The 26,220-nt window shown below is 73.0% G+C and carries 18 protein-coding genes and 1 pseudogene; 10 read left to right on the top strand and 9 right to left on the bottom strand.

The genetic code is table 11. The annotated features are described in order from the left end of the window. Positions 1-653: 653 nt before the first annotated feature. Both FJ309_01485 and FJ309_01480 read right to left on the bottom strand, forming a co-directional pair. On the bottom strand, positions 654-989 hold the full coding sequence (locus tag FJ309_01485; protein MBM3953291.1) for a hypothetical protein: 336 nt from the start codon (positions 987-989) through the stop codon (positions 654-656). A gap of 17 nt (positions 990-1,006) precedes the next feature. Beyond that, positions 1,007-1,408: a DUF2089 domain-containing protein gene (locus FJ309_01480; GenBank protein MBM3953290.1), complete on the bottom strand. Its 402-nt coding sequence runs from the start codon at positions 1,406-1,408 to the stop codon at positions 1,007-1,009. Positions 1,409-1,525: 117 nt separating this feature from the next. Between FJ309_01480 and FJ309_01475 the strand changes: the two genes are divergently transcribed. From FJ309_01475 to FJ309_01455, 5 genes and pseudogenes are all read left to right on the top strand, one after another. Further along, on the top strand, positions 1,526-1,882 hold the full coding sequence (locus tag FJ309_01475; GenBank protein ID MBM3953289.1) for a helix-turn-helix domain-containing protein: 357 nt from the start codon (positions 1,526-1,528) through the stop codon (positions 1,880-1,882). Positions 1,883-2,115: 233 nt separating this feature from the next. After that, positions 2,116-2,589: pseudogene (locus FJ309_01470) on the top strand (HipA domain-containing protein). Positions 2,590-2,857: 268 nt separating this feature from the next. Beyond that, entirely contained in the window at positions 2,858-3,313 is a 456-nt protein-coding gene (locus tag FJ309_01465) for a septicolysin (GenBank protein ID MBM3953288.1), read from the top strand. A gap of 243 nt (positions 3,314-3,556) precedes the next feature. Next, entirely contained in the window at positions 3,557-6,580 is a 3,024-nt protein-coding gene (locus tag FJ309_01460; GenBank protein MBM3953287.1) for a DUF1592 domain-containing protein, read from the top strand. Between the two features lie 7 nt (positions 6,581-6,587). After that, positions 6,588-7,946 carry a DUF1552 domain-containing protein gene (locus tag FJ309_01455; protein MBM3953286.1) on the top strand — a complete coding sequence of 453 codons (1,359 nt, stop codon included), beginning with the start codon at positions 6,588-6,590 and terminating at the stop codon, positions 7,944-7,946. 29 nt (positions 7,947-7,975) lie between these two features. Here FJ309_01455 and FJ309_01450 read toward each other — a convergent pair whose 3' ends face one another. From FJ309_01450 to FJ309_01440, 3 genes are read right to left on the bottom strand one after another with little or no spacing between them, the layout of a single operon-like run. After that, positions 7,976-9,964, bottom strand: a complete 1,989-nt coding sequence (locus tag FJ309_01450) for a VCBS repeat-containing protein (GenBank protein MBM3953285.1) — start codon at positions 9,962-9,964, stop codon at positions 7,976-7,978. Then, positions 9,961-12,291, bottom strand: coding sequence for a DUF1343 domain-containing protein (locus FJ309_01445; GenBank protein MBM3953284.1), 2,331 nt, complete (start codon positions 12,289-12,291; stop codon positions 9,961-9,963). The genes FJ309_01450 and FJ309_01445 overlap by 4 nt, the downstream gene beginning before the upstream one ends. Then, positions 12,288-13,766: a sodium/solute symporter gene (locus FJ309_01440; GenBank protein ID MBM3953283.1), complete on the bottom strand. Its 1,479-nt coding sequence runs from the start codon at positions 13,764-13,766 to the stop codon at positions 12,288-12,290. Before FJ309_01440 ends, FJ309_01445 begins: the two co-directional genes overlap by 4 nt. A gap of 103 nt (positions 13,767-13,869) precedes the next feature. Here FJ309_01440 and murQ point away from each other — a divergent pair, with 103 nt between their 5' ends. Both murQ and FJ309_01430 read left to right on the top strand, forming a co-directional pair. Then, positions 13,870-15,720: an N-acetylmuramic acid 6-phosphate etherase gene (gene murQ / locus FJ309_01435; protein MBM3953282.1), complete on the top strand. Its 1,851-nt coding sequence runs from the start codon at positions 13,870-13,872 to the stop codon at positions 15,718-15,720. A gap of 23 nt (positions 15,721-15,743) precedes the next feature. After that, positions 15,744-16,973: a DUF1343 domain-containing protein gene (locus FJ309_01430; GenBank protein MBM3953281.1), complete on the top strand. Its 1,230-nt coding sequence runs from the start codon at positions 15,744-15,746 to the stop codon at positions 16,971-16,973. Here the strand turns inward: FJ309_01430 and FJ309_01425 are convergent. Together FJ309_01425 and FJ309_01420 are read right to left on the bottom strand one after the other, a co-directional pair. After that, positions 16,937-18,184: a dicarboxylate/amino acid:cation symporter gene (locus FJ309_01425; GenBank protein ID MBM3953280.1), complete on the bottom strand. Its 1,248-nt coding sequence runs from the start codon at positions 18,182-18,184 to the stop codon at positions 16,937-16,939. The two genes, FJ309_01430 and FJ309_01425, sit on opposite strands and share 37 nt — an antisense overlap. Continuing rightward, positions 18,181-18,960 (bottom strand): hypothetical protein, encoded by a 780-nt coding sequence (locus FJ309_01420; protein MBM3953279.1) that lies wholly within the window; start codon positions 18,958-18,960, stop codon positions 18,181-18,183. The genes FJ309_01425 and FJ309_01420 overlap by 4 nt, the downstream gene beginning before the upstream one ends. A 188-nt stretch (positions 18,961-19,148) precedes the next feature. On the opposite strand from FJ309_01420, the gene FJ309_01415 reads away from it, so the two are divergent. The 3 genes from FJ309_01415 to FJ309_01405 are packed head-to-tail and all read left to right on the top strand — an operon-like array spanning position 19,149 to position 23,370. Continuing rightward, positions 19,149-20,237, top strand: coding sequence for a DUF1611 domain-containing protein (locus FJ309_01415; protein ID MBM3953278.1), 1,089 nt, complete (start codon positions 19,149-19,151; stop codon positions 20,235-20,237). Beyond that, positions 20,234-21,295 (top strand): dipeptide epimerase, encoded by a 1,062-nt coding sequence (locus tag FJ309_01410; GenBank protein MBM3953277.1) that lies wholly within the window; start codon positions 20,234-20,236, stop codon positions 21,293-21,295. Before FJ309_01415 ends, FJ309_01410 begins: the two co-directional genes overlap by 4 nt. An 11-nt stretch (positions 21,296-21,306) precedes the next feature. Continuing rightward, complete coding sequence (locus FJ309_01405; protein MBM3953276.1) at positions 21,307-23,370, top strand: hypothetical protein; 2,064 nt, start codon at positions 21,307-21,309, stop codon at positions 23,368-23,370. A 13-nt stretch (positions 23,371-23,383) separates the two neighbouring features. On the opposite strand, the gene FJ309_01400 is transcribed toward FJ309_01405, so the two are convergent. Beyond that, positions 23,384-24,793: an NlpC-P60 family protein gene (locus FJ309_01400; GenBank protein ID MBM3953275.1), complete on the bottom strand. Its 1,410-nt coding sequence runs from the start codon at positions 24,791-24,793 to the stop codon at positions 23,384-23,386. Continuing rightward, complete coding sequence (locus tag FJ309_01395; GenBank protein MBM3953274.1) at positions 24,790-25,941, bottom strand: DUF819 family protein; 1,152 nt, start codon at positions 25,939-25,941, stop codon at positions 24,790-24,792. The genes FJ309_01400 and FJ309_01395 overlap by 4 nt, the downstream gene beginning before the upstream one ends. Positions 25,942-26,220 lie beyond the last annotated feature (279 nt).

Here is a 26,220-nt window from a genome sequence, read left to right as displayed (position 1 = left end):
GATTTTCGCGCGGCGGCTTTGCTGCGGATCGGGCGCGGCCCTTCGGCCGCGATTTTCGCGCGGCGGCTTTGCTGCGGATCGGGCGCGGCCCTTCGGCCGCGAGTTTCGCGCGGCGGCTTTGCTGCGGATCGGGCGCGGCCCTTCGGCCGCGAGGTTCGCGCGGCGGTTTTGCTGCGGGGCGGGCGCGGCCCTTCGGCCGCGAGTGGCCGGCTTCGTCGCGGCCCTGCGGCCGCGAGTTTCGCGCGGCGGTGGTGCTGTGGGGCGGCGGGCCATCAGGGGCCGGCAGCTTCGCGGATGCGCCGGACGATCGCCGGGTCGGTGGCGATCCCCAGGATCCCGTTGACGATGAACCGGATTCCGATGCACAAGGTCACGGAGGGCGTTGTCCGCCGACAGTTGGGGGCAGCGTGGACGGTCATCCTGCGCTGCATCGGCGATCTTTTCATAGCTGCGCAGAACGCCAGTCGCTATTCACGAAACATGGCTCTTTCGTGAATAGCGAGTCACGGAACCGCGCGATGAGGAGCGCTGGCCATCATTCCCGGCCGTTCGCGGAGCGACCGGACGACCACTGGCGGGGCGGCTGTTCACTCATGGCGTGAATGATATTCATTCGCCACGTGAATAATTATCGAGCCGGTCGGCGGCAGCCGTCAGGCGCTTTGCCGCAACTCGGCGGCGTCGAGCCTGCGTCGCTCGGCCTGCCGGTATGCGTGATGGATTCCGAGGCCGCCCGGAAGGATCGAAAAAAGCATCATCGCGCCGAGCAAGAGCGGCCACATCCAGACATGCCCTGGTTGGCCGAGGACCAGCGCCGTCGCGTGCAGCGCCATTCCCCCGAGTCCACTGGCGATCAGCAGCGCCATCAGGCCGTAGACGAGCGGCTTGCCTCGGCCGCGCGGCACCAGCAAGCCCGCCAGCGTGCCAAACAGGCCGCCGAGGGTTCCGTAGACCGCCCCGGCGGTTCCGAAAATCAGGCCGGTCGACATCTCGGACCACCACTCGTTCATGTGTCCCTCCTGTGTGTGCCTCCCGGCCGCGAACCCTGGCCGCGGACGAGATCGCGGATCGCCCGTGCGCCCGCGGTCGAAAGCTCTCCGCGTTCGACGAGATCCGCCACCAACTCGATCACCGGATCGGGCGTCCGCCCCGCGAGCACTTCCCTGAGGCGGGCGATGGTGCGGTCGAGCCGGGCCCGAATCGTCGGGTAACTCACCTCATAGGTAGCTGCCAGGTCCGTGAGCGATCCCGACGCGAGAACGAGCTGCACGACCAGGTCGAGGTCTTCGCGTTGGAGACTCAGCAGCGGATGATCGGCTGCCTCCTCGATCGACGCCCGCTTGAATGAATCGGAAGCCATGTTGAATAAAAATAAACTTGTTTTCGTTTTGTCAATCACCGTTTTCAATAGTCGTCATTTGATCCGCCGTGCCTCGGAACACGCAAGCAAAAGGGCACGCCGTTGCGTCGGCCGGAAGCGAAGGACACGATAGAGCGCCCGTTATGCAAGACGTTAATCAAAACAATGTCCGACAAACACGACATTCACTCCTCCTCGTCGCGGTCAATGCCGTTGCCAGCCCGCGCTGCGCTCGAGCGACTCGGCCGCGACCTCGCCCTCGCCCGCCGCAAGCGGCGGATTTCGACCGCCGACATGGCAGCACGGTTGTTCGTCAGCCGCGACACGCTGTGGCGGCTCGAGCGGGGCGACCCCGGTGTGGCGGTCGGAACACTGGCGACCGCGGTCTACGTGCTCCAGCTCCGTGATCGACTGGCGGCGCTGGCGGCGCCCGACCGCGACACGCTTGGTCTCGATCTCGACGCCGCGGCCCTGCCGCGCCGCATCGGCCGCCGCCGGCCCGCTGGGAAGCGAGCGACCTGATGGCGGAACGGATCGCCGTGTGGATCGAGTGGGCCGGGGCCACGGTCGAAGTCGGAACGCTGTATCCCGCCGATCGCAGCGCCGCGGTCGCGTTCGAATACGCCCGCGATTGGCTGTCTCGGCCCGATGCGTTCGCAGTCGACCCTCCGCTGCTACCGCTCCGTGCCGGCGTATTTCACACCGCCGGGCTCCCCGGAGCGTTTGCCGACTCCGGGCCGGACCGCTGGGGGCGGATCGTGATCGAGCGCTCCGTGCGACACGGTGTCCTCGAACGGCGGCCTTATCGGGCGATCGACTACCTGCTGGCGATCGAAGACGCCGGACGGATCGGAGCCCTCCGGTTTCGCCGGCCCGGGGCCACGGAGTTTCTCGGCGCGACGCGGGGCGTGATTCCGCCGCTCCTCCGCCTCCGCCAGTTGCTCGCGGCGACCGATGCCGTGCACGGCGACCGGGCTTCGTCTCGGGATCTGGCGTTCTTGCTCGGGGCGGGATCGCCGCTGGGCGGGGCCCGCCCCAAGTGCTTCGTGTCGCTTCCCGATGGAAGAGTGGCGATCGCCAAGTTTCCCAAGCCCGATGACACCCGCGACGTCGCCGTCGGCGAGGTGCTGGCACTCGCGGTCGCTCGCGCGGCCGGAATCCGTACCGTCGACCACCGCTTGGTGACGGTGGATGGTCGGGGCGTGGCGATCATCGAGCGCTTCGACCGGGAGGGCCACGACCGGATCCCGTTCGTTTCGGCTGCGACGCTTCTGGGACTCCTGCCGCTCGCCCACGGACGCCCAGGCATGCATCTCGACACTGTGGAACTGTACGGGCGGCGGGGGCGCGGGCCAGGGGCACGCCCTCGGCGCGGCAGCGTTACCCTCCGAACAGGGTATGGTGTACGATCCCCACTGCTGCCGAGCGACCGGTGGACGACGGCTCGTCGACCGTCGACGGTAGGTAGCGAATCCCGCCCCTGGCTGCACCGAGACCATGAAGATCGCCGAAGCGCTGCTCCTCCGGGCCGACATGAAGAAGAAGCTCGCGTCGCTCCGCGAGCGGATCGCCGCCAACGCGGTGGTCCAAGAGAAGGAGAAGCCCCACGAGGATCCGGCGAAGCTGATCAAGGAGGCGGTCGGCGTCCTCGCCGAGCTCGAGGAGATCGCGTTGCGGATCGATCGGGCCAACCAGGCCACGAAGCTCGCCGACGGCCGGGCGCTCGCCGTGGCCGTGGCGCACCGCGACACGCTCGCCCAGCACCACTCGCTGCTCCAGGCGGCGATCGTCGCGTCGCGGAAGGAGCCCGACCGCTACAGCATGAAGGAGATCAAATGGGTCGCCACGCTCGAGGTCGCCAAGCTGCAGAAGCAATGCGACGACCTCGCGAAGCAACTCCGTGAAACCAATGCCGCCATCCAGGCCACCAACTGGCAGGCGGACATCGACTGAGAAGTCCCGGGCGAGTGCCGACCCCGGCGCCGGGCCGAGGGGTTGAAAACATATCGGGCCGGCTCCATGTGCGCCGTGGGCGGGCGCGAAACGCTTACCCAACACGCCCCGACACCTGACATTTGAGCGGCCTCGGGCTGGTCACCTGTCACATTTCACCACCGGGCACTGACGGGACTTCTCTTTTTTATACGGTAGCGGGCTGTCTCCGGGGGCACCTTTGCGGGTCATGTGACGGGGAGCATGGCGATGGTCGTGCGCGGTGGACTCACGCTCGCCGTGGCGTTGGCCGCGCTGGTGGCCGGGGCCGCGGGCCCGGCCGGCGACGGCGCCGACGAGGTGGGGCTGCGGGGAGAGCTCGCGGCCGCGGTGCAGCCGGTGCTTGCCGAGTCGTGCGTCGGCTGCCACGACGCCGACACCCACGAGTCGGGCGTCCGCCTCGACGACCTCGCCGCCGTGCCCGACGACGGCGCGATCGCGCTGTTTGAGCGGATCGAACGTGAGCTCGTCGCGGGCACGATGCCGCCGGAGGATGCTCCGCAGCCGAGCGCCGAGCAGCGCGCGGCGCTGGTCGCATGGGTGCAGCGCGGCCTCGAGGTGGCGCGGTCGCGGCCGGTCGCCCGGCACGGGGCGACGCGGCGGCTCACCGTCGCCCAGATCCGTCACACGCTCCACGACCTGCTCGGCATCGACGACGACGTCACCGCCGGCCTGCCCCCCGACGCCGTGGCGCGCGACGGGTTCACCAACCAGATCGGCTCACTGCAGGTTTCCGAGCTCCACCTCGAGGCGTTTCTCGCGGCCGCCGAGCGGGCCCTCGACGCGGCGCTCGTCGACCCGCGCGTGCCGCCGCGGATCCAACGCTTCCGGGTGGACTTCGGCACCGGGGTCAATCCCGCGCCGGCGCGAGAGGCGCTCGTCCTCGGCCACATCAGCCAGTTGCTCTCACCGGCCGACGTCCTCGTCACCGAGCCGCCGGTCGCGAAGCCCTTTGCGTTCGAGGCCGTGGCGATGCAGCGGCAGTTCCGGTTCATCGAGGGTTATCAGGGCAACGACACGGTCCGCGGCTGGCGCGAGTTCGACGGCATCCACCATGCGGTGTTCGCCTGCCTGCGCGGCTCCGACGGCGACGACGTGCGCCGGATCGTCGACCCGCGCGGTCGCAATGCCGAGGTCGTCGGCGACGGGCTGCTCCTGCGGCCGTCGATCCCCGGCGCCCGATTCCTCGGCGACGCGAGCAAGTATGGTCCGCTCCCCAATTTCAAGATCGCCCTCCGCGAGCTGCCGAAGCGCGGGCGGTTCCGCGTCACGGTCCGGGCGGCGCGTGTCGACGACGGTCTGCTCGTCGGTGCTCTGCCGACGGCACACGGGCCCGGCGCGGCGGCGGTCGCGGCGACGCCCGGCGACACGGCGGGGCGGTTTACCGCCACGGTGGCCGAGCCGGGGATCCATCTCGTCCATGTCCGACTCGCCGGCGCCGCGCCACGGGCGCTGTTGCCCGACGGCACGCCGCCGCCGGAGGCGAAGGAGGTGGTGCTCGACGTCGGATCGCGCCATTTCGCCGCCCCGTGGTACCAATCGGGGTTCGTCGTCGTCCGCCTTCCCGCGGGACCGGTCGCGCTGGCGGCCACGACCGCCGGGAGCGAGCCGATCGAAGGCCTGGCGCTCGAGCGGCTCGACGAGACAGGGACGTTGGCGAGGCGGTTGATGGCTTTCGAACGCCGCACGCCGTGGCTCGGCGTCCACCTCGGCCTGCGGCGCGACTGCGGCAGCACGCTGGCGCCAGTCGGCGCGCCGCAGGCGGTCGGATCCACGGAGCTGGCTGAATTCCGGTTCGAGGGGGCGATCGCCAACTTCCCCGATCCGGACGTCGAGCCCGGCAACCCCAACTACCTCGCCGGTATCCGCGAGATCGCGGTCCGCAGCGAATACACGGCTGACCGCGACGTGCCGAGGGTGCTGGTGCGAAGCGTGGAGTTCGAGGGGCCGCTCGTCGAGTCGTGGCCGCCGCCGTCGCACCGGATGATCATCGACGTGCCGGGTGCCGACGTCTCCGATCGCGCAGCCCGCGCCCGCGCGATCCTCACGGCGTTCGCGACGCGCGCCTATCGCCGGCCGGTGACGGGCGTCGAAGTCGAGGCGCTCGTGGCGGTGTGGCGCGGAGCGGTCGAGTCCGGAGCCGACGACGAGGCGGCCCTCCACGACGCCCTGCTGGCCGTGCTCGCGGCGCCGCAGTTCTTGTTTCTCGTCGAGACGAGCACGGGCCCCGAGGCCGAGCCGCTCGGCGGCCACGAACTGGCCGCCAAGCTGTCGTATTTCCTCTGGAATTCCCCCCCTGACGACGCGCTCCAGAGCCGCGCCGCCGACGGCACGCTCGCCGCCGCGCTGTCCGGCGAGGTCGAGCGGCTCGTGGCCGACCGGCGCTTCTCGCGCTTCGCCGACGCGTTCGTCGGCGAGTGGCTCGGGCTCGGCCGGTTCGACGTCGTCGAGACCGATCGGACCCGCTTCCCGCGGCTTGGCGCCCATGCCAAGCCGTCGCTCCGTGCCGAGCCGGCGCGGTTCTTCGAGCACCTCGTCCGGACCAACGCGCCCCTCGGGCAGCTCGTCGCCGCCGACGTGGTCGTCGTCAACGAGGTGGTGGCCGACTACTACGGCTGCGGCGAGCGCGTCGAGAGCGGCTTCGAGTTCGTGCCGGTCGCCGTCGGCACCCGTGCCGATCTCGGCGGCCTGCTCACGATGCCGGCAGTCCTGGCGGGGCTGTCGGACGGGCGCGAGCCGAATCCGGTGAAACGCGGCGCCTGGTTCGCGCGGGCGATCGTCGGCCGGCCGCCTCCCGACCCGCCCCCCAACGTGCCGAAGCTCGACGACCTCACGGCGCTGCCGCTGCGCGAGCGGCTCGAGCGCCACCGCTCCGCGAAGGGCTGCACCGGCTGCCACGAGGGGATCGATCCGTGGGGGCTGCCGTTCGAGGCATTCGATGCCGCCGGGCGGCTGCGCAGCGACGCTGTCGACGCCGCGTCGCGGCTGCCCGACGGGACGGTCGTCGCCGATTTCACGGCGTTTCGCGACCATGTCCGGACGGCCCTGCTCGATGACGTGGTCGCCGAACTGCTGCGCCGCCTCGCCACCTACGGCTGCGGTCGCCCCCCGGTGGGAGCCGATGCGAAGATGTATCGCGAGCTCGCCGTCGCCCTCCGCGCCCGCGGGGCGGGTGTCCGCGATGCCCTCCAGGCGGTCGTCGCCAGCGCGCCGTTTCTGACCAAGTGAGGCCGTGATGAGCAACCGTGCCGTGCGCCACGCCGTCGCTGCCCGCCGGGTCGAGCGCCGTGCCGTCCTTCGCGGGATCGCCGGCACGGCGCTGGCCCTGCCGCTGCTGGAGGCGATGGGAGACGAGGTGGCGGCGGCGCCGCCGCGCCGGTTCTGTGCCGTGTACACCGCCAACGGCATGGCGCTGCCGCGGCCCGAGCTGGGGATCGACGAGTGGTTCTGGTTCCCGCGGGTCGGCGACGACGGCCGCCTCCGCCTCGGCACGTCGACCGCAGCGCTCGAGCCGTTCATCGACCGGCTGAGTTTTTTCGGCGGCCTCTCCCATGGCAACGGGCCCAAGGCCGACTCGCACATCTGCTCCGACATGTGGCTCACCGGTGCGCCGTTGCAGGCGCCTGCGCCCGGATCGTTCAACAGCGTGTCGCTCGACCAGACGGTGGCGCTGCACACGAAGCGCTTCTGCCGGCAGCCGTCGCTGGTGCTGTCGATCGATGCCGGCGTCGGGTTCATGTCGCGCACCAGCACCCTGTCGTACGACCAGGAGGGGAAGCCGATCCCCGCCGAGAACGACCCACGGCGCGTGTTCGAGCGGCTGTTTTCCGCAGGCGGGGAGGCCCGCGACCGGCGCCGCGCCGGCCTGCGCCGGAAGATGTCGCTGGTCGACGCGGTCCTCGGCGAGGCGCGGTCGTTTGCCGGCGGGCTCGGCCACACCGACCGGGAGACGATGGACACCTACCTGTCGAGCCTGCGTGAGATGGAGGAGCGGCTCGAGGCGGCGGAACGCTGGCTCGACGTGCCGCTGGTCGCTCCGGACCGGGCGACGCTCGATCTCGACGCCACGACCGACGGCGACCCGGCCCGCTACTACCGGACGATGTTCGACCTCGTCGCGCTGGCGTTCGCGGCCGACATCACCCGGTCGGTGACGTTCATGCTCAGCCGTGAAGACGGGATGGGGATCAGCGACACCTTCCCGCTCAAGCTCGGCCTCGGCGCGACCCACCACAACCTGTCCCATGCCGGCGATCGCGACGGCCTGCTGGCGTTCGCGAAATACGACCGGTTCCTTGCCGAGCAGATGGCATTCTTCCTCGGCCGGCTGGCGGCCCGCGACGAGCACGGGGCCAGCGTCCTCGACCACACGCTGGTCCTGTACGGCAGCGGGTGCAGCACGACCCACTGGCCGCGCGACCTGCCGACGCTCGTCGCCGGCGGCAGTCGCCTCGGCTTGGCGCACGGCCATTGCGTGCGCGATGGCGAGAAGCGGATGACGAACCTGTTCGTGAGCATCCTCCGCGCGCTGGCCATCGAGCAGGAATCGTTCGCCGACAGCACCGGCACGCTCGGCGACCCGGTCTTCGGGTGACGCGGTCCCCACGGGCGCCGGCCCGGCAGTCAGCGGGACCGCGTCGCGCGCGGGTTGGCGAGGAAATAGAGCCGACCGTCCTCGGCGCCGCCGAGGAAGTCGCGGATGCCGTCGCCGTCGAAGTCGACCGTCGTCGGGCTGACGTCGTGCCCCTCGATGTTGGCCGGCGCCAGGGGGCCGACATTCTCGAAGCGCCAGCCCTCGTCGTCGTCGGCCACCTGGCGGAGCCAGTCGGCGTTGCGCGAGTTGACGAGGATGTCGAACCGGCCGTCGCCGTCCCAGTCGGTGATGCAGAGCTTCCGCCGGCCGCTCTTGCCCGCGGTGCCGGTCGCCAGCCGCAGCGGCGTGCCCAGGGCATCGAAAAACGCCCGCCGCGGCGGGAGCACCACGCGATGCCCGGCGCGGATCGCCCGCTCGAACAGCGCGAGGTAGCCCTCGTGGTCGAGCATCACGAGGTCGGGGAGGCCGTCGCCGGTGACGTCGTGGACGACCGGCGTGGTGCGCCACTGCGTGAGCAGCCCGGCGCCCTGCGGCACGCGCCACCCCCAGGCGAGCCGCGGCTGCGGTCCCTCCCAGGCGACCTCGACCGGCGCGGGGCGGTCGAGGCGCGGCGCGCCGCGCATGCCGACGTTGCGCAGCCAGACGACGTCGCCGAGGATGCTGTTGAGGACGATGTCGGGGAGCGCGTCGCCGTCCCAGTCGGCGACGCTGAACGTCGTGTAGCCCCACTTGGCCTCGGCCGGTCCCTGGATGCTGCCGGCAGGGCCGGCCATCACGCGAAACGTTTCGTCGCCGGCCGTCAGCCGCCGTGGCGCGGCGAAGCGCGGCCGGGCGACCGCCGGCCCCGAGAGGTTCTCGAACCACTCGACGTAGCCGGCGGTGTTGCCGGAGAGGACGTCGTCGTCGCCGTCGCCGTCCCAGTCGTGGCCGACGGGAGTGGCCAGCGCGCCGCACTTGAGCCGGTCGGCTTCCTGGCGGAGGTATTCTGGCGCCGTGAAGAGCGGCGCCCCGTCGGCACCATGGCGACCGGAGTGGCGGGCGACCGCGACGCGGCCGTCCTCGTCGCCGATCACGAGGTCGGGGAGGCCGTCGCCGCTGAAATCGACGGCGACCGGCACGATCATCTGCAAATCCATGCGGAGCGGAATGCCGGCCACGGTCGGGAGCGGCACGCCGGGGGCGAAGTCGGGTCGGGTCGGCGTGCCGCGGTTGGCGAAGTAGGTGCAGCCGTCGAGGAACGAGCCGCAGAGGAGATCGAGGTCGCCGTCGCCGTCGAAGTCGGCGAGGTTCGGCGACGGGCAGCCGAAGACGTCGATCGGCGTGCCGCCGGCCGTGAGCTGCTCCGGTTCGCCGTACGTGCCGTCGGGCCGCGCGCGGAGCAGGAACACGAAGCCGTGGAGGGGCCCGTGCGTCCACCTGCCGGTGGCGTCGTAGCCGTCGTCCCAGCCGTAATCGCTCCAGTCCTCGATCCCGATGACGAGGTCGTCGTGACCGTCGGCATCGACGTCGGCGAGGCGCCACTGGTTGTGGCGGACCTTGGGCCCCTTCGGCTGGCCGTAGCGCGGCACGTACCAGTTGGCCGCGACCGGCAGCGGCCTGCGCTCCTCCGTGCCGCGGCGGAGGAAGTCGGGGAACTCGACACCCGGCCCGAGCACGCGCAGGTCACCGCCGACGACACTCGGCATCACGTAATGAACCGTGCGGCCGAGACGCCGGCCGGGCCGAAAGGCGGGCGGCGGAAACGAACCGGCCGGGTTCTCGAACAGCCAGACGCCGTTGGAGGGTTTGTCGGGGCAGGAGACGAGCAGGTCGAGGTCGCCGTCGCCGTCGGCATCGGCCGGCACGGGCCACGCCCAGAGGCCGACGCCGAGATCGACGACGAGCCCCGGGTGTTCGTAGCCGATCGGCGTCAGGTCGGCCGCCGGCGCACGCCCCGCCAACGCCGCGATCAGCGCGACAAGGGCCGCGACGAGCGGCGTTGGGCGTGCGAATGCGATCGCCACCGGGCCTCCCGTCATTCGTAGAGCAGATGGGGAGCGCGGCGGGCCATGAATTCGCGCACGCCGGCGGCGGCCCGGTCGACGGCCTCCTGTGGATCGCCGCCGGCGCGGATCGCTTCGAGCACCCCCTTGTTGCCGAGGAGGCGGCCGTAGCCGTCGACCTTCCAGGTGTCGGGGTGGAGCCGGCGCAGGGCGGCAGCGATCTCGAGTCCGGTCCGGACCGGTTCGAACGCCGCGCGGTCGGTGATCACGACGTTCACGCCGCCGCAGCGCTCCCCCTTGAACGTGCTCGACTCCGGCGTGAACGACACCGGGACGAACGCCACGCCGGGGATCCGCCGCGAAGCCAGCGCCCCGGCGAGCGCCGTTCCGTCGATCCACGGGGCGCCGAGGACCTCGAACGGCGTGTCGGTGCCGCGCCCCACCGAGACGTTGGTCGTCTCGAGCAGCCCGATGCCGGGGTACAGGAATGCCTCGGTGAGGCTGCGCATGTTGGGCGACGGGTTGACCCATTCCAGCCCCGTGGCCTCGAAGGCATCGGCGCGCCGCCAGCCCTCGCAGGGGACGACCACGAGGTCGAGACCGAGCTTCAGCTCGTCGTTGAACAGCCGCGCCAGCTCGCCGACGGTCATGCCGTGGCGCAGCGGGAGGGTGTGCCAGCCGACGAACGACTCGCTGCCGGCGTCGAGGACCGGCCCGGCGACGTCGACGCCACCGATCGGATTGGGGCGGTCGAGGACGACGAACCGCTTCCCCTCTGCCGCGGCGGCCTTCATCGCCTCCCCCATCGTCGAGACGTAGGTGTAGAACCGGCAGCCGATGTCCTGGATGTCGTAGACGAGCGTGTCGAGGTCGGCGAGCATCTCCGGCGTCGGGCGGCGCGTCTTGCCATACAGGCTGCGGACCGGGAGGCCGGTCGCCGGATCGCGGGCATCGGGCACGTCCGATTGGTCGAGCGCACCGGCGAACCCGTGCTCGGGGCTGAACAAGGCGACGAGGTCCATGCCGGGGGCGTTTTTCAGGACCTCGGGAGTGGTGCGGCCGGCGCGCGACCGGCCGGTGTGGTTGGTGATCAGGCCGACCTTCCGCCCGGCGAGCTGGCGGAAGCCGTCGCGCTCGAGGACGTCGAGGCCCGTGAGCACCTGCCGCGGGGGCTCGGCCACCGGGGCCGGGGCACGGATCGCCGCCACCGCCAGTGATCCGATCCGGGAGGCGAGCGGATTGACCGTGCCCTTGCCGTCGGGGTGGAGGCGGCTGGAGAGGAAGATCACGAACAGGTCGAGGCGTGGGTCGATCCACAGGCTCGTCCCGGTGAACCCGCCGTGGCCGAAGGCGGCGTCGGTATAGAGATCGCTGCGGTTGGAGGAGAAGCCGCTGCGCTTGTCCCAGCCGAGGCCGCGGAAGGCGCCCCCCGGCACGCGCCAGGAGCGCGTCATCTCGGCGAGCGCCTGCGGCGAGAGGATCGCGTCGGCGGCGGGGCGATCGGCGCGGAGGCCGGCGAGCAGGGCACTCGAGTAGCGGGCGAGGTCGGGGGCGGTGCCGAACAGGCCGGCGTGGCCGGCGGCGCCGCCGAGCTTCCAGGCGCGCGGGTCATGGACCTCGCCGCGGAGCATCGCCCCGTCGCGCGGCTCGGTGGGGGCGATCCGCGCGCGGAGGTCGGCCGCCGGCAGGTAGCCGGTGTCGGCCATCCCCAGCGGGCGGCAGATCCGCTCACGGACCTGGTCGGCGAGCGGGCGCCCCGAGAGCGTGGCGACGAGCTGGCCGAGGAGGATGAAGTTGACGTCGGAGTAGATGAAGCGCTCGCCGGGGGGGGCGAGCGGCTCGAGCTCCATGATCTTCTCCAGCGCCTTCTCCGGTCCGTCGGCGTAGTCGGCCAGCGCGTTGTCGGCGATCAGGCCGCTGGAGTGGACGAGCAGGTCGCGGACGGTGATCTTCTCCTTGCCCTTGGCGGCGAACGCCGGGAAGTGGCTGGCGACGGTGTCGGAAAGGCGCAGTTTCCCCTCGTCGACCAGCTGCATGATCGCCGTCGCGGTCGCCACCGGCTTGGTGAGCGAGGCGAGGTCGAAGATCGTGTCGACCGTCATCGGCTCGGCGGCGGGCGCCGCCTGCCGCTCGCCGATCGCCTCGAGCCAGGCGATCCGGCCGCCCCGGCCGATGCATACGACGCAGCCGGGGAGATTGCCCGCCGTGATCTCGGCCTCGACGAGCGGGCGGATCGCCCGCAGCCGCTCGGCGTCCAGCCCGACGGCCTCCGGGGCGGCCACGGCCGGTGTCTGTGCCGCCGCCATGCCCGCCAGCGCCGTCGCTGCCAGCCCGCCCATCACCACGAGAGCTCGTGCGATCATCCGTCCGTCCTCCGGGGAAACACCGCCGCCGCCGCCATGCCGGCCACGATCGTCGCCGTCGCGCCGACCAGCGCGTACCACGGCCAGGCAATCTTGATTCCCTGCAGGGGCAGCACGAATTGCACGGTCAGCAGGGCCGCGAGGCCGACGGCCGCCCCGACGAGCGCGGCCGCCTCGCCGACGCGCCGCGTCGCCACGCCGAGGGTGAACACGCCGAGGAGCAGCCCCGCCGAGTAGCCGGCGATCGTCAGCGCCCGGCTGACGACCGTGGCGTCGACGCGCGCCGCGGCGATGCCGACGGCGATCTGCACCACGCCGAACGCCACGGTCAGCCAGCGCGTCAGCGCCAGCGCCCTAGCGGCCGACAGCGGCGCCGTGCGCCCGGCCACCGCGCGGAGCGGCAGCCAGAGGTCGTGGATCATCGACGACGCCGAGGCGTTGAGCGAGCTGGCGATCGTCGACATCGCCGCGGCAAGAATCGCCGCCAGGAGCACGCCGATGAGGCCGGTGTCGGCCGGGAAGTGACGGATGATGAACGTCGCGAACACCTCGTCGGGGCGGGCCGGGGCGGCCTCGCCGCCGAGGTGGTGGAACGCTGCGAGGAGCACGCCGATACCGAGGAACAGCGCGAACTGGAGGAACACGACCACGCCGCTGGTCACCAGCGCCCGGGCGGCGTCGCGCTGGCCGCGGGCGCTCAGGTAGCGCTGGACCATCATATGGTCGGTGCCGTGGGTGCCGAGGCTGAGGACGGCACCGCCGACGAGCCCGGCCCAGAACGTGTAGGGGTTCGCCGGATCGAGCGAGAAGTCGAACACGCGCAGCTTGTCGCCGGCGGCGGCGAACTCCCGTGCCGCCGGCCAGCCACCCGGGATCCGCGCCACGATCACGAACACCGCCACGATCCCGCCGAACAGGTAGATCACCAGCTGCAGGCAGTCGTTCCAGACCACGCTCCGCAGACCGCCGAGCACGGTGTAGAGGATCGTCACCGCGCCGGTCACGACCACGCTCCAGGCCAGCGGCATCCCGCTGAGCTTGTGGAACACCAGCGCCGCGAGGAACAGCCGCAGCCCGTCGCCGAGCGTCCGGGCGACGAGGAACAACTGCGCCGCGGCGCGCTGGACGGCCGGGCCGAAGCGGTCGCGGAGCACCTCGTGGGCGGTGTTGAGCTCGCCGCGAAAATAGAGCGGAAGGAGGAAGCGGACGATCGCCAGCCGCCCCAGCATGTAGCCCAGGGGGAGCTGGAGAAAGCGCATCCCGGCAGCCCCGAAGCTCTCGCCGGGCACGCTCAGCACCGTGGCGGCGCTGGTCTCGGTGGCGACGATCGATCCGAGGATCACCCACCACGGCAGGTCGCGGTCGCCGAGCAGGTAGGCGTCGAGCGTCTTGGTCTTGCCGCCGGCGACCAGGCCGATGCCGATCGCCGACGCCAGGAAGGCGACGAGCACGGCGATGTCGACCGGGCCGAGCATGGGGTCCTCGCGTCGGGTCCACCACGGGCCGACGCTCGGCCGCCCTGGCCGCGAGCGCCGGCGGGCTCCGCGGCGACGGTGAGCGGGGAGTATAGTGTCGCCCATGCGTCCGCTCGCCACCGAGGCGGTCAATCCCGCCTCCGCCGCCATCGACTCGCTCGACGCCTGGGGGATCGTCGGCGTGATGGTCGCCGAAGACGCGCGCGTCGCCCCGGCCGTGGCGCGCGAGGCGGAGGCGATCGCCCGGGCGATCGACGCGATCGCCGCCCGGCTCCGCGCGGGGGGCAGGCTCGTGTACCAGGGTGCCGGCACGTCGGGGCGACTGGGCGTGCTCGATGCCAGCGAGTGTCCGCCGACGTTCAGCACGCCCCCGGAGATGGTCGTCGGTCTGATCGCCGGCGGGCCGACGGCGCTGACGCGCGCGATCGAGGGGGCGGAGGACCGGCCGGAGCTGGCCGTCGCCGATCTCGACGGGATCGGCTTCGGTCCCGGCGACGTGCTCGTCGGGATCGCCACCAGCGGGCGGACGCCGTACGTGCTCGGCGGGATCGAACACGCCCGGCGGCGCGGGGCGTTCACGATCGGCGTCGCCTGCTCGCCCGATTCGGCGCTCGCCGCCGCCGCGGACCTGGCGATCGTGCCGCTGGTCGGCCCCGAGGTGATCGCCGGATCGACACGGCTCAAGGCGGGGACGGCGACGAAGCTCGTCCTCAACATGCTGTCGACCGGCGCGATGATCCTCCTCGGCAAGACCTACGGCAACCTGATGGTCGACCTCCGCGCCACCAACTCCAAGCTCCTCGACCGTAGCCGGCGGATCGCCGCCCGGCTCACCGGGGTCGACGACGCGGCCGCCACCGAGCTCCTCGTGCGGCACGACGGCGAATTGAAGACGGCGATCGTCGCCGCGCGGCGCGGTGTGTCGACCATGGAGGCGCGGCGCCTCCTCGCCGCAGCCGGCGGCCAACTCCGCGGCGCGATCGGCACCGATCCGGTGCCGCGGCCCACCGCCGCGAGCCCCGATCTCGTGATCGGCGTCGACGGCGGCGGCAGCGGCTGCCGCGCGGTCGTCGGCCGCGTCGCTGCCGGCGAGCTCACGGTCCTCGGGCGCGGGAGCGGCGGCCCGGCCAACCCGCGGGCGATCGGCGGACCGGCGGCGGCCGCGAACATCCGCGCCGCCGTGGTGCAGGCATTCGCCGCGGCGGGGGTGCCGGCGGCCCCCGCGGCGCGCGCCTGCCTCGGCCTCGCGGGGGCGGGGCGCACCGACGATGCGGCCGCGGTCGCCGCGGCGCTGGCCGACGTGGCGACGGTGGTCACGGTCGTGACCGACGCCGATCTGCTCCTCGGCGACGCGGCGCCGGGCGCGGTGGTGGCGCTGATCGCCGGCACCGGCTCGATCGCCGTCGCCCGGGCCGCCGACGGCACGCTCGACCGAGCCGGCGGATGGGGCGCGGTGTTCGGCGACGAGGGGAGCGGCTGGTGGGTCGGGAGGGAAGCGCTGGCGGCCGTCACGGCGGCGGCCGATGGGCGCGGTCGAAACACGGCGCTCACCGCGCGGCTGCTGTCGCGCTATGGCGTCGATCGCCCCGGGCTCCTCGCCGCGGCGCTCTCGGGACCGGCCTTGCCGCGCGATCGGGTGGCGGCGGCGGCGATCGACGTCGTCGCCGCCGCGGCCGCCGGCGACGGCGTCGCAGTGCGGATCCTCGAGGCCGCCGCCACCGAGCTGGCGGCGCTCGTCCTCGCCGTCGAGCGCCGCCGGCCGGTGGCGGCAGCGCCATGGTGCCTCCGTCTGGCAGGCGGGCTCCTCGTCCATGCGCCGAGCCTCGCCGACGCGGTGACGGCGCGGCTGCGGCAGGAGGGGCGGCCGCCGGCGCGGGTCGAGGTGGTCGCCGACGCGGCCCTCGAGGCGGCGCGGATGGCACGGCGGGCCATGGCGCCTCGGCGCGACGGGTGAGTCACGGCCGCGCGGAGGCGCCCATGCTCTTCGGCATCGACCGGTTGCTCGCCGAGCGGCCGCTCCGCGAGCGCCTCCGCGGCAAGGCTGTCGGCGTCGTCGCCCACCCGGCGAGTGTCACGGCCGACGGGACGCACACGCTCGACGCCCTGGTCGCCGCGGGGATCGACGTCGTGGCGGCGTTCGGACCGCAGCACGGCCTGCGCGGCGAGAAACAGGACAACATGCGCGAATCGGACGACTTCCGTGACCCGCGCCTCGGGATCCCGGTCCACAGCCTGTACGGCACGGTGCGGCGGCCGACCGCCGCGCAGGTGGCCGAGTGCGACGTCCTCCTCGTCGATCTCCAGGACGTCGGCTGCCGCGTCTACACGTTTCTGACGACGCTCCGCTCCGTGCTCGAGGAGGCGGCAGCCGCGCGGCGCGCCGTGTGGGTGCTCGATCGGCCGAATCCGGCGGGACGGGCCGTGGAGGGATTCGTGCTCGAGCCCGGGCAGGAGAGCTTCGTCGGAGCGGGGCCGCTACCGATGCGCCACGGGCTCACGCTCGGGGAGGCGGCCGGTTGGTTCGTGGCGCGGCTGCGGCTCGGCGTGGAGTGGGAGGTCGTCCGCCTCGAGGGGTGGCGGCCGGAGGACGGCCCTGGCTTCGGGTGGCCCCTGGGAACGCGCTCGTGGGTCAATCCGAGCCCCAACGCCGCCAGCCCGTGGATGCCGCGCTGCTATCCCGGGACCGTGCTCCTCGAGGGCACGCACCTCTCCGAGGGGCGCGGGACGACCAGGCCGCTCGAACTGTTCGGCCACCCGGCGCTCGACGGCCACGAGTGGGCCGCGGAGATCGCCCGCCTCGCGCCGGAGTGGCTCGGCGGCTGCCGGCTGCGCCCCTGCTGGTTCGAGCCGACGTTCCACAAGCACGCCGGCCGCCTCTGCGGCGGCCTGCAGATCCACGTCGACGACGGCGCCTACGATCCGGCGCGGTGCCGACCGTGGCGGATCGTCGCCGCGGCGCTCAAGGCCTTCCGCCGGCTCCGCCCCGACGAGCCGCTGTGGCGGGATTCCGCCTACGAATACGAGTTCGAGCGGCTCGCGATCGACGTCATCGACGGTGGGCCACGGCTCCGCCGGTGGGTCGACGACCCGTCCGCCACGGCCGCCGATCTCGATCGCCTCGCGCGCCCCGAGGAGGACGCGTGGGCCGACGAGCAGGCGTGTCGGCTTCTCTACGCCGACGGCCCGGCGGCCCCGGGGCGCGGCTGAGCGGCTTCGCCCCGGGCCACGCGGTCGGCAACGGCGAGATCGGCGGTGACGTTGCAGGCCGTGGCGGCGATGTCGGGGACGAAGTCGACCGCCAGCAGGAGGCCGAGCGGTTCGACGGGAAGGCCGAGCGACTGGACCAGCGGCAGCGACGTGGAGAGGAGGCTCGCCTGCCCCGGCAGGCTCACCGCCCCGAGGCTGATCACGACCGCCAACGGGATCGCGACGGCCAGCGCCGTCGGCTCGAGGACCTTGCCTTCGGCCCAGGCGATGAAACTCGCCATCGTCAGGTACTGCGCCGGGCTCGTGATCCGGAACAGCGACACCGCCAGCGGGAGGACGATCCCGCTCACCGTCGGCGGGCAGGCTAGCCCGCTCGCCGCGCAGTCGAGCATCGTGGGGAGCGTCGCCAGCGAGCTCTGCGTGCCGGCGGCGACGGCCTGGGCGGGGAGGATCGCGGCGGCGAACCGGGCGAGCCCCGCTCCCCCGCCGGCGGCGACGACGTACACGAGCAGGGCGATCGCCGCGTAGACCGCCAGTAAGACCCCGACGTACAGCCCGAGGGCCCCGAGGGCGGCGCCGCCGGCGCCGGCCGTGACCGGGAGCACCAGTGCCGCGGCGCCGAGCGGCGCCAGGACCAACAGCCAGCGGACGATCACGAGCATCGCCTCGGCGACACCGCGGGCGACGGCGAGGATCGGCTCGCGCCGCTCGGCTTGCAGTCGCGTGAGTGCAGCGGCGAAGCAGAGCATGAACACCACCACCGGCACGACGCTGCCGCCGGCCAGCGCCGCGAACAGGTTGCGCGGCACGAGCGCCGCCACGCCGTCGGGCGCCGGACCGGCCGTCTCGAGCGCCGGGGACTGGGAGCGGAGCGTGGCGACCAGCCGCGCGTCGGGCGCCACCAGGCCGAACAGCAGCGGAGCGAGCACCGCCCCGACGATCGCTCCGGCCAGCGCCAGCACGACCATCAACGCCAGTGCCCGCCGCGCGATCCGGCCGCTGGCGACGGCGCTGGCCTCGTTGACACCGACGACGAGCATCGCGCTGACCAGGGGCAGGACCGTCATCTGCAGGCCCGACAGCCAAGCCCGACCGATCGGCAGCGCCCCGGCGACGACGGTGTCGGACCATCCCGCCGGCAGCCGTCCGAGGAGGAGCCCCGCGAGCCCGCCGGCGAGCAGCCCGAGAAAGACGCCGGCCGCGGCTCTCATCGGGCAGCCCCCGGCGCCCGCGGCACGGGAAGGCCCCATCCCGCGAGCCGCTGCGCTTCGGCCTGCGGGAGCAGCGCGAACAGCGGTCGGGCGTCGGCGCGGAGCCAGGCGAGAAGTGTGCGGAGGTCGCGCTCGGCGAATCCGGTGCAGCCCGAGGTCGGCACACCCGGGCCGGCGACGACGTGGCCGAAGATGCAGCTCCCCATCCCGGCCGTGCCCCGGGGATTGTGGCCGATCATGAAGCCGATCGCGTATTGCCCGTCGGCCGTCGGCGCGAGGTCGCGGCGCATCTGCTCGGTGCTGCCGACGACGGCAGCGTCACCGACGTCGCGGCGGTTGACCGTGCGGTTGTAGAGCGGCGATGCGGGCACGTCGATGCACCAGTCGTCGCCGTCGAGCGGGCGGTACGCGAGCCCGGTGTCGAGCGCCGGTGCCGCGCCGAACGCCGCACCGATCGCGAACACTCCCGCCGGCGAGCGGCCGTCCCCCTCGCGCTTCGCCGGACCCTCGAGGCCTTCGTGGTGGAGCCCCAGGCCCCAACCGCATCCCGCGCGGCCGACGGTCACGGATCCCGACCCGGCCTCCGTCCAGGCGCTCCCGGGCTGTCGGCCGAGCCAGGTGGCGACGCCGTTGGTCGCCTCCCACGAACGAGTCACCACGACCACCACCTGCCGCACCGACTCGTCGGCGACCGCAGCGCGCGCCTGCGCCGTCAGCCACCAGGTGGCGTTGACGGCGAGCAGCGCACGGCGGGAAACGGAACGTCGCGGCGGCATCGGGATCACGACTCGCGCTCGAGGAAAGTGGGGAAGAGCTTACCGCGACCGGGTCGGGGGCATTTCTCGGCGCCATCCGGGAGAACCGGCTGCCGCCCGATTGACGCCCCGGCCGGCCCGGTGATACTCCCGGGACAGTCGCGGTCGGACGGACCGGCCGCGAGCTCGAGCGGCTGAAGGAGCGTGGCATGGCCGGGCAAGGACCTGCCGACCGACCCCGGAGGCGGATGGTGCTGCTCACCGAGGGCCACTGCGCCGATCCGGTGATCGCCAAGACGGCCTCCTGCCTCCTCCGCTACTGCCCCGACGAGGTCGATGCGATCCTCGACGCCACGGCGGCGGGGCGCACCGCCGCGGTCGTGCTCGGCGTCGGCGGGGCGATCCCGGTGATCGGCCGGCTCGCCGACGCACCCCACGCGACGCATCTGGTGATCGGCATTGCCCCCCCCGGCGGCCGCGTTCCCGACGCCTGGCGGCCGGTCCTGCTCGAGGCGCTCGGCCGCGGGATGACGGTCGTCTCCGGCCTCCACGACTTCCTCGGCGATGATCCCACCTTGGCCGCCGCCGCGGCGCGGCATGGCGCCCGGATCGTCGACGTCCGCCGCAACGACGAGCGCGACGTCGCCTCGCGCCTCGGGATCCGCGAGGAGTGCACGCGGATCCTCACGATCGGGACCGACTGCTCGATCGGCAAGATGGTCGCGGCGGTCGAGCTTGCGCGCGGCCTCGGCCGCCGCGGGGTCGACGCCAAGTTCGTCGCCACCGGCCAGACGGGGATCATGGTCGAGGGGGACGGCTGCCCGATCGACCGCGTGATCGCCGACTTCGTCAACGGCGCCGTCGAGAAGCTCGTCCTCGCCAACCAGCACCACGACGTGCTCGTCGTCGAGGGGCAGGCGACGATCACCCACCCGCGCTATTCGGGCGTGTCGCTCGGCCTGCTCCACGGGGCGATGCCGCACGGGATGATCCTCGTCCACGAGCCGGGGCGGGTTCACCACGGCGGGCTGCCGCACGTGGCGCTGCCGTCGCTGGAACGCGTGATCGCCGCCTACGAGACGATGGCGGAGTTCTCCGGCGGCGGAAAGGTGATCGCCGTCGCCCTCAACACGCGCTCGCTCGACGCTGCCGCGGCCGCCGCGGAGCGCCGATCCATCGCCGATCGGCTCGGCCTGCCGACGGCCGATCCGGTCCGCGACGGCAGCGACGACCTCGTCGCCGCGGTCGAACGGCTCCGTCGAGAGCGTGGGGCTGCGCCCCGGGGAGGATCGGCATGACCACCGGGATCACGCTCGCCCACTCGCGCTTCGAGCTGCCGCTGCGGCACGTGTTCACGATCGCGCGCGGCAGCGTCGCCGTCCAGGAGACGTTCGTCGTCCAGCTCGGCGAAGGGGGCGAGCGCGGGTACGGCGAGGCGACCACCAACCCGTTCTACGGGCAATCGATCGGGCGGATGGCGGCCGCGGCCGAGCGTGTCCGGCCGATCCTCGCGGGGGCGACGACGGACGATCTCGACGCGACGCTCGCCCGTGTCGCCGCGGCGCTGCCCGACGAGCCGTTCGCACGCTGCGCCCTCGACATGGCGCTCCACGACCTCGCCGCGAGGCGCGCGGGGCAGGGCCTGGCGGCGTGGTGGGGCCTCGACCGGTCGCGCGGGCCGGTCTCCAACTTCACCATCGGCATCGACACGATCGCCGTGATGTGTGAAAAGCTCGCCGCCGCCGCCGACTGGCCGATCTACAAGATCAAGCTCGGCACCGCCGACGACCTGGCGATCGTCCGCGAATTGCGCCGTCACACCGACCGGCCGTTCCGCGTCGACGCCAACTGCGGCTGGTCGGCCGAGCAGGCGATCGCCCTCTCGCGCCCGCTCGCCGACCTCGGGGTCGAGTTCATCGAGCAGCCGCTGCCACCGGGCGATCCTGTCATGGCGGAGGTCTTCCGGCGCTCGGCCCTGCCCGTGTTCGCCGACGAGAGCTGCGCCGCGGAAGGCGACGTCGACGGCTGCGCGGGGCGGTTTCACGGGATCAACATCAAGCTGGTGAAGTGCGGCGGGCTGGCGCCGGCGCGGCGGATGATCGCCCGGGCGCGCGATCTGGGCCTGGCGGTGATGGTCGGCTGCATGACGGAGTCGACCGTCGGCATCTCGGCACTGGCGCAGCTCGTCCCGCTCCTCGATCACGTCGACATGGATGGCGCGGCCTTGCTCGCCGCCGACATCGCCAGCGGCGTGCGCGTGGTCGCGGGGCGGGCGACGTTTCCCGACCGCACCGGGACCGGTGTGGAATTGCTCGGCGGCGCGCTGTCGACGACGAGCCGGGCGGACGGAACCTGAGGGAGGGGGCGATGACGCGCCGACATGGTTCGCCGTGGATCCCGCGGCCGTGGTGGGCGGGCCCCGTCGTCGCCGCCGTGGCCCTCGTGACGTGGGGCACGTCCTTCGGCGCCGAGTCGGCCGACACCCTCGAAGACGCACTCTTGCCGCTGATCACCGCCCACGAGGGGCGGGTGGCGATCGCCGTCGAGCACCTCGGCACCGGCGAGCGCTACGCGCTCCGCGCCGACGAGCCGATGCCGACGGCGAGCCTGGTCAAGCTGCCGGTGATGCTCGCCGCGTACCGCGCCGTCCGCGACGGGAAGGTAGCGCTCGGCGAGCGGATCACGCTGGCGGCGGCCGATCGCGTGCCCGGGTCGCGCGTCGTCGACCTCCTTTCGGACGGCGCCGAGCTGGCGCTGGTCGATTGGATCCGGATGATGATCGCCGCCAGCGACAACACCGCCACCAACCTCGTCGTCGAGCGGATCGGCCGCCCGGCGACGACGGCGCTGATGGCCGAGCTCGGGCTCGGCGAGGTCCGGCTCAATTCGCTCGTCTACCGGCGCGACACCTCGCTCGACCCCGAGCGCAGCCGGGCGTACGGGCTGGGGAGCGGGACGGCGGCGGAATTCGTCCGGCTCCTGGCGATGCTCGAGCGCCGCGAGCTCGAGGCCCGGGGGATCGTGCCGGTCGGTGCCACGCCGGTGATCATCGGCCATCTGCTCGCCTGCGACGACGCGCGGATGGTGCCACGCGAGCTCCCGCGCGGCTGGCGCTGCGCCCACAAGACCGGCGGTGTGTCAGGGTCGCGCACCGACGCCGGCCTGCTGCTCGGGCCCGCCGGGCCGGTCGCCTACTGCCTGCTGACGACCGACAACAAGGACCGGCGCATCGACGGTGGCGCGGCGGAGGATCTCGCCGCCGCCTGCGGCAGGGAGATCGCCGCGTATTTCTCGGCGCGGCATGCCGAGGACCGCCCTGCCGCGCCGCAGGAGCTCGGCGAAGGGGCCACCGGCGTGCTCGTCGAGGAGCTGCAGCGTTCGCTCAACGCCCGCCTTCCGGCGGCCGAGCGGCTCGGCGTCGACGGCGACTTCGGGCCGGCCACGGCAGCCGGCGTGAGGCGATTTCAGGCGCTCGCCGAGCTGCCCGTCACCGGGCGCGTCGACTCGGCGACGTGGCGCGCGCTGGGACCGCTTCTGACCGCTGAGCCACCCCTGCCGGCGCCCGCAGAGGTCAACGGCCAGACGCTCCCTGTCGCGGAGGCCGACCGCCCCGGTGCGCCACCGCAGACGACGGCGCCGGCGTGGGTGATCGTCGACGCCGCCGACGGCCGGATCGTCGCCGGCAAGGAGCCCGATGCCAGACGGTCGCCCGCGAGCATCACCAAGGTGATGACCGCACTGGTGGTGTTGCGGATGGCCGAGGAGCGTCCCGGACTGCTCGACGAGACGATCACGGTCTCGACCCGCGCGGGTCAGGAAACCGGCTCGAGCGCGGCGCTGCGGCCGGGCGACCGGCTGGGCGTGGGGGAGATGCTCTACGGCTTGATGCTGCCGTCGGGCAACGACGCCTCGGTGGCGCTCGGCGAGCACGTCGGTGCCCATCTCCCCGACCCGGGTGCCGGCGCCGGGAAGGCGACCGATCCCCTCGACCGGTTCGTCGCGCGGATGAACGCGACCGCCGCCGAGCTCGGCCTCTCGGCCACGGGCTACCGCAACACGCACGGCAAGACCGAATCTGGCCACGAGACGACGGCCGTGGAGATCGCGAAGCTCGTGCGCGTCGCGATGGGGCTCGAACGCTTCCGCACGATCGTCGCCACCCGGCAGCGCGGCGCGACGATCGAGTCGGTCGACGGCTACCGGCGCGACGTCGTCTGGACCAACACCAACCGCCTCCTCCCGATCGCCGGCTACGCCGGGGTCAAGACCGGCACCACGACCGCGGCCGGCTGCTGCCTCGCCGCCTGGGGGAAGCGCGACGGCCGCGAACTGGTGGTCGTCGTCCTCGGATCGACTTCGTCTGACGCCCGCTACGTCGACGCGCGCAACCTGTTCGCCCACGGATGGGCGGTGACCGGCGCTGCCGAGTGACACCCGCCCCTGGTCACCGCGCGGGGGATGGCGGCAGGTAGCGCTGCACGACGGTGACGGCCTCGACCACGCTCCGGCCGTCGTCACGCAGCAGTGGTTCGAGCGGCGAGATGACGACCGAATTGGTCGGCAGCCGCCGCGGGCGGCCGTCGGGGCCGCGCACCGTGGCGGCGTGGGAGTCGTGGATGATCCAGGGGCCGCCTCCGTCGTGGCCGATGACCATCATCACGTGTCCGGGGACGTGGACGAGATCACCCGGCTCGAGCGCTCCCAGCAGCTTTAGCCGCGCCTCCCGGTCGGCGTGGGGCGCGACCGCCGTCCGGCCGAACGACGCCGTGCAGGCGGCCTGGTCGCGGCTGTTGCGCGGGATGACGAGCCCGAGGCTGCGGTAACACTCGCCGACGAATCCGCTGCAGTCGCGGCCCCCGCCACGGTGGCCCCAGCAGTAGCGCTCGCCGAGGAACTTGAACGCCTGGCGGAGGAGATTGGCCCGACTCGCCGGGAGCGGCCCGGGATGGGAGTCGGCGCCGCGGGGCAGCAGCGCGGGGGGGAGCACGAGCTTGCCGTCGGCGCCGCGCGACGGGAATCGGACGACGGTCGCCGCGAGCGTCCCCTGGCCGGCGAGGGGCTGGCCGAGCGGCCAGTCGGTCACCTCGGGAAGCGACACCCCCATGTCGACGACGATCTCCTCGGCCGCGCCGGCCGGTGGGGCCACGACCACCCGCGCGGTGGGGCCGGTGACGACGCGCCTCGGCTGGCTCCCCGCGAAGCCGAGCACCGTCGTGCGCTCTCCCTCTGCAAGTGCCGCGCCGGCGACCCAGGCGGCGTAGTGCGGGGCGACGACGAAGGCATAGCGGCCGTCGGCGCTGGTGTGGAGGATCGCCACCGGCGTGCCGGGAAACAGCGCCGATTCCTGGAACCGGTCGATGTCGGTGTCGGTGGGTTTGGCCCGCCCCGGGAGATCGGTGGGAAACGTCCGCAGGTCGGCCCGGCGGACCGCGAGGGCGAACCGCGGCGCGACCTCGGCGGGGATCGCGTCGCGGGCCACGAGCGTCTCGAGGTCGGGCACCGCGGCGGTGGGATCGGCGACGACGGGGAGGGCCTTGTTTCCCGCCGCCACGCCGGTGATCAGCGCCAGGACCTCGTCGCGCGACAGCCGTTCCGGCAGCCGCGCGAGGTCGTGGAGGCCGGGCCCGGCGGCGAGGACCGCGGCGTTCTGCCGGGAGACGGCCGCGGCATCGAGCAGCACCGTGTCACAGGCCGCGGCCCGGTCGATCCAGAATGCCGCGGTGAGCCGTTCGGCCGGGATCGTGTCGGGAAATGGCGTGCCGGTGCCGACCGGCGGCTCCGTCGCCACAGCGACGGCACTCAGCAGGCCGCCGGTGGCGAGGGCCATGGCCAGGAGGCATCGTGCGACGCTCATGACGCGGCTCCGGCGAGGGGGGAAAGCAGGGCCGTCAGACCGATCCCCGCCCAGGTTCCGAGAAGATAGCCGAGCAGCGCGAGGAGCACCGCGACGGGCACGAGCTCGCGGCGGTGCGCGGCGGCCAGGAGGGGCGTCGATGCGATCCCGCCGACGCTCGCCAGCGACGCGATCCCCACCAACGCCAGTTCGAGGCCGAACGCGCGAGCGGCAGCGGCGAGGAGGAGGCCGTGGATCGCCAGCGCCGTGAAGCCGACCGCGACGAGCCAGCCGACGGCTGCGAGCCCCTGCACGTCGCCGGCCGATGCCAGGGAGACGACGGCGACCGCCAACAGCGCTGCCCCGACCCCGCCCGCTCCCGGAATCCGTGCCAGCGGCGTGGGTGCCACCGCCAGGCCGGCGAGGGAGACCAGCAGGAGCGTCCAGGTGGCAGGCGTCAGCGGGCCGTCAGCCGGCAGGTGCGGTGCCGCGAGCGCGGCGGCGTTGCCCACGGTCAGCGCGGCTGCCAACCAGAGCAGCGCATGGCCCGGCGTGGTCGGACCCGACGGCTCGTCGACCGGTGTGGGCACGGCGATGCGGGCCGCGCCGCTCCAGCGGTCGAAGCGGTCCGCGAACGGCACCGTCGCGAACAGCAGGGCGACCCACGCGGCATAGCAGATCGTGTCGACGACCAGTGCCGCCCCCACCATCGCCGGCGCGGCTCCGGTGGCCTGACCGACCGCGTACAGGTTGGCCGTTCCCCCGACCCAACTCCCCGCCAGGCAGCCGACGGCCTGCCAGCCCTGTGGCGGCAGCAGGCCGTGCCAGACGCGCCAGGCCACGCCGAGTCCGAACACGATCGAGCCGGCTGCGCAGGCAAACGCCGCCAACGCCCGCGGCCCGAGGCCGAGGATCCCACGCAGGTCGCACTGCACCATCAACAGAAACACCAGCGCCGGGAGCAGCCGGGCAGACGCTTCGCGACGAACCTCGGCGATCCCCGGAACGTCGGCCCAGGCCCCCGCCATGGCCAACAGCGTGGTGGCGACATATGACCAGACGATCGGGGGCACGACCGCGAATGGCCTCGGCCACCGAGCGGCAAGAACGGGGAATAGTCCGGCGAGAGCCAGGACCGCGGCGGCGAATCCGGCGGCGGAATCGATCATGGAGGGAGCATAGCGAGGAGGACGCTGGTCCCACGAGCGGCCATGCGCCTGCACTGGCAGGCCCGGCGAAACCACCCCGGTTGGTCGCAAACCGACGCAATTCGCGATGCTTCTTCCAGGGCCGCGGTCGAGGACGTTGATCACCGGGGCTGTCGCTCCCTGAAAGTTTGCGGCTTTTCCCGGAACGGGCTAATCTCCCAGGGTCCAGAAGGGAGGCACCACCCCGGTTGCGGGTGGCTCTTCAGGTTCGGTGAATCGATCCGTCTCATCCCTGTCCGT

The organism is Planctomycetota bacterium, from assembly GCA_016872555.1.
In the GTDB taxonomy this organism is placed as follows: domain Bacteria; phylum Planctomycetota; class Planctomycetia; order Pirellulales; family UBA1268; genus F1-20-MAGs016.
This window is presented reverse-complemented; position numbering and strand designations above follow the sequence as displayed.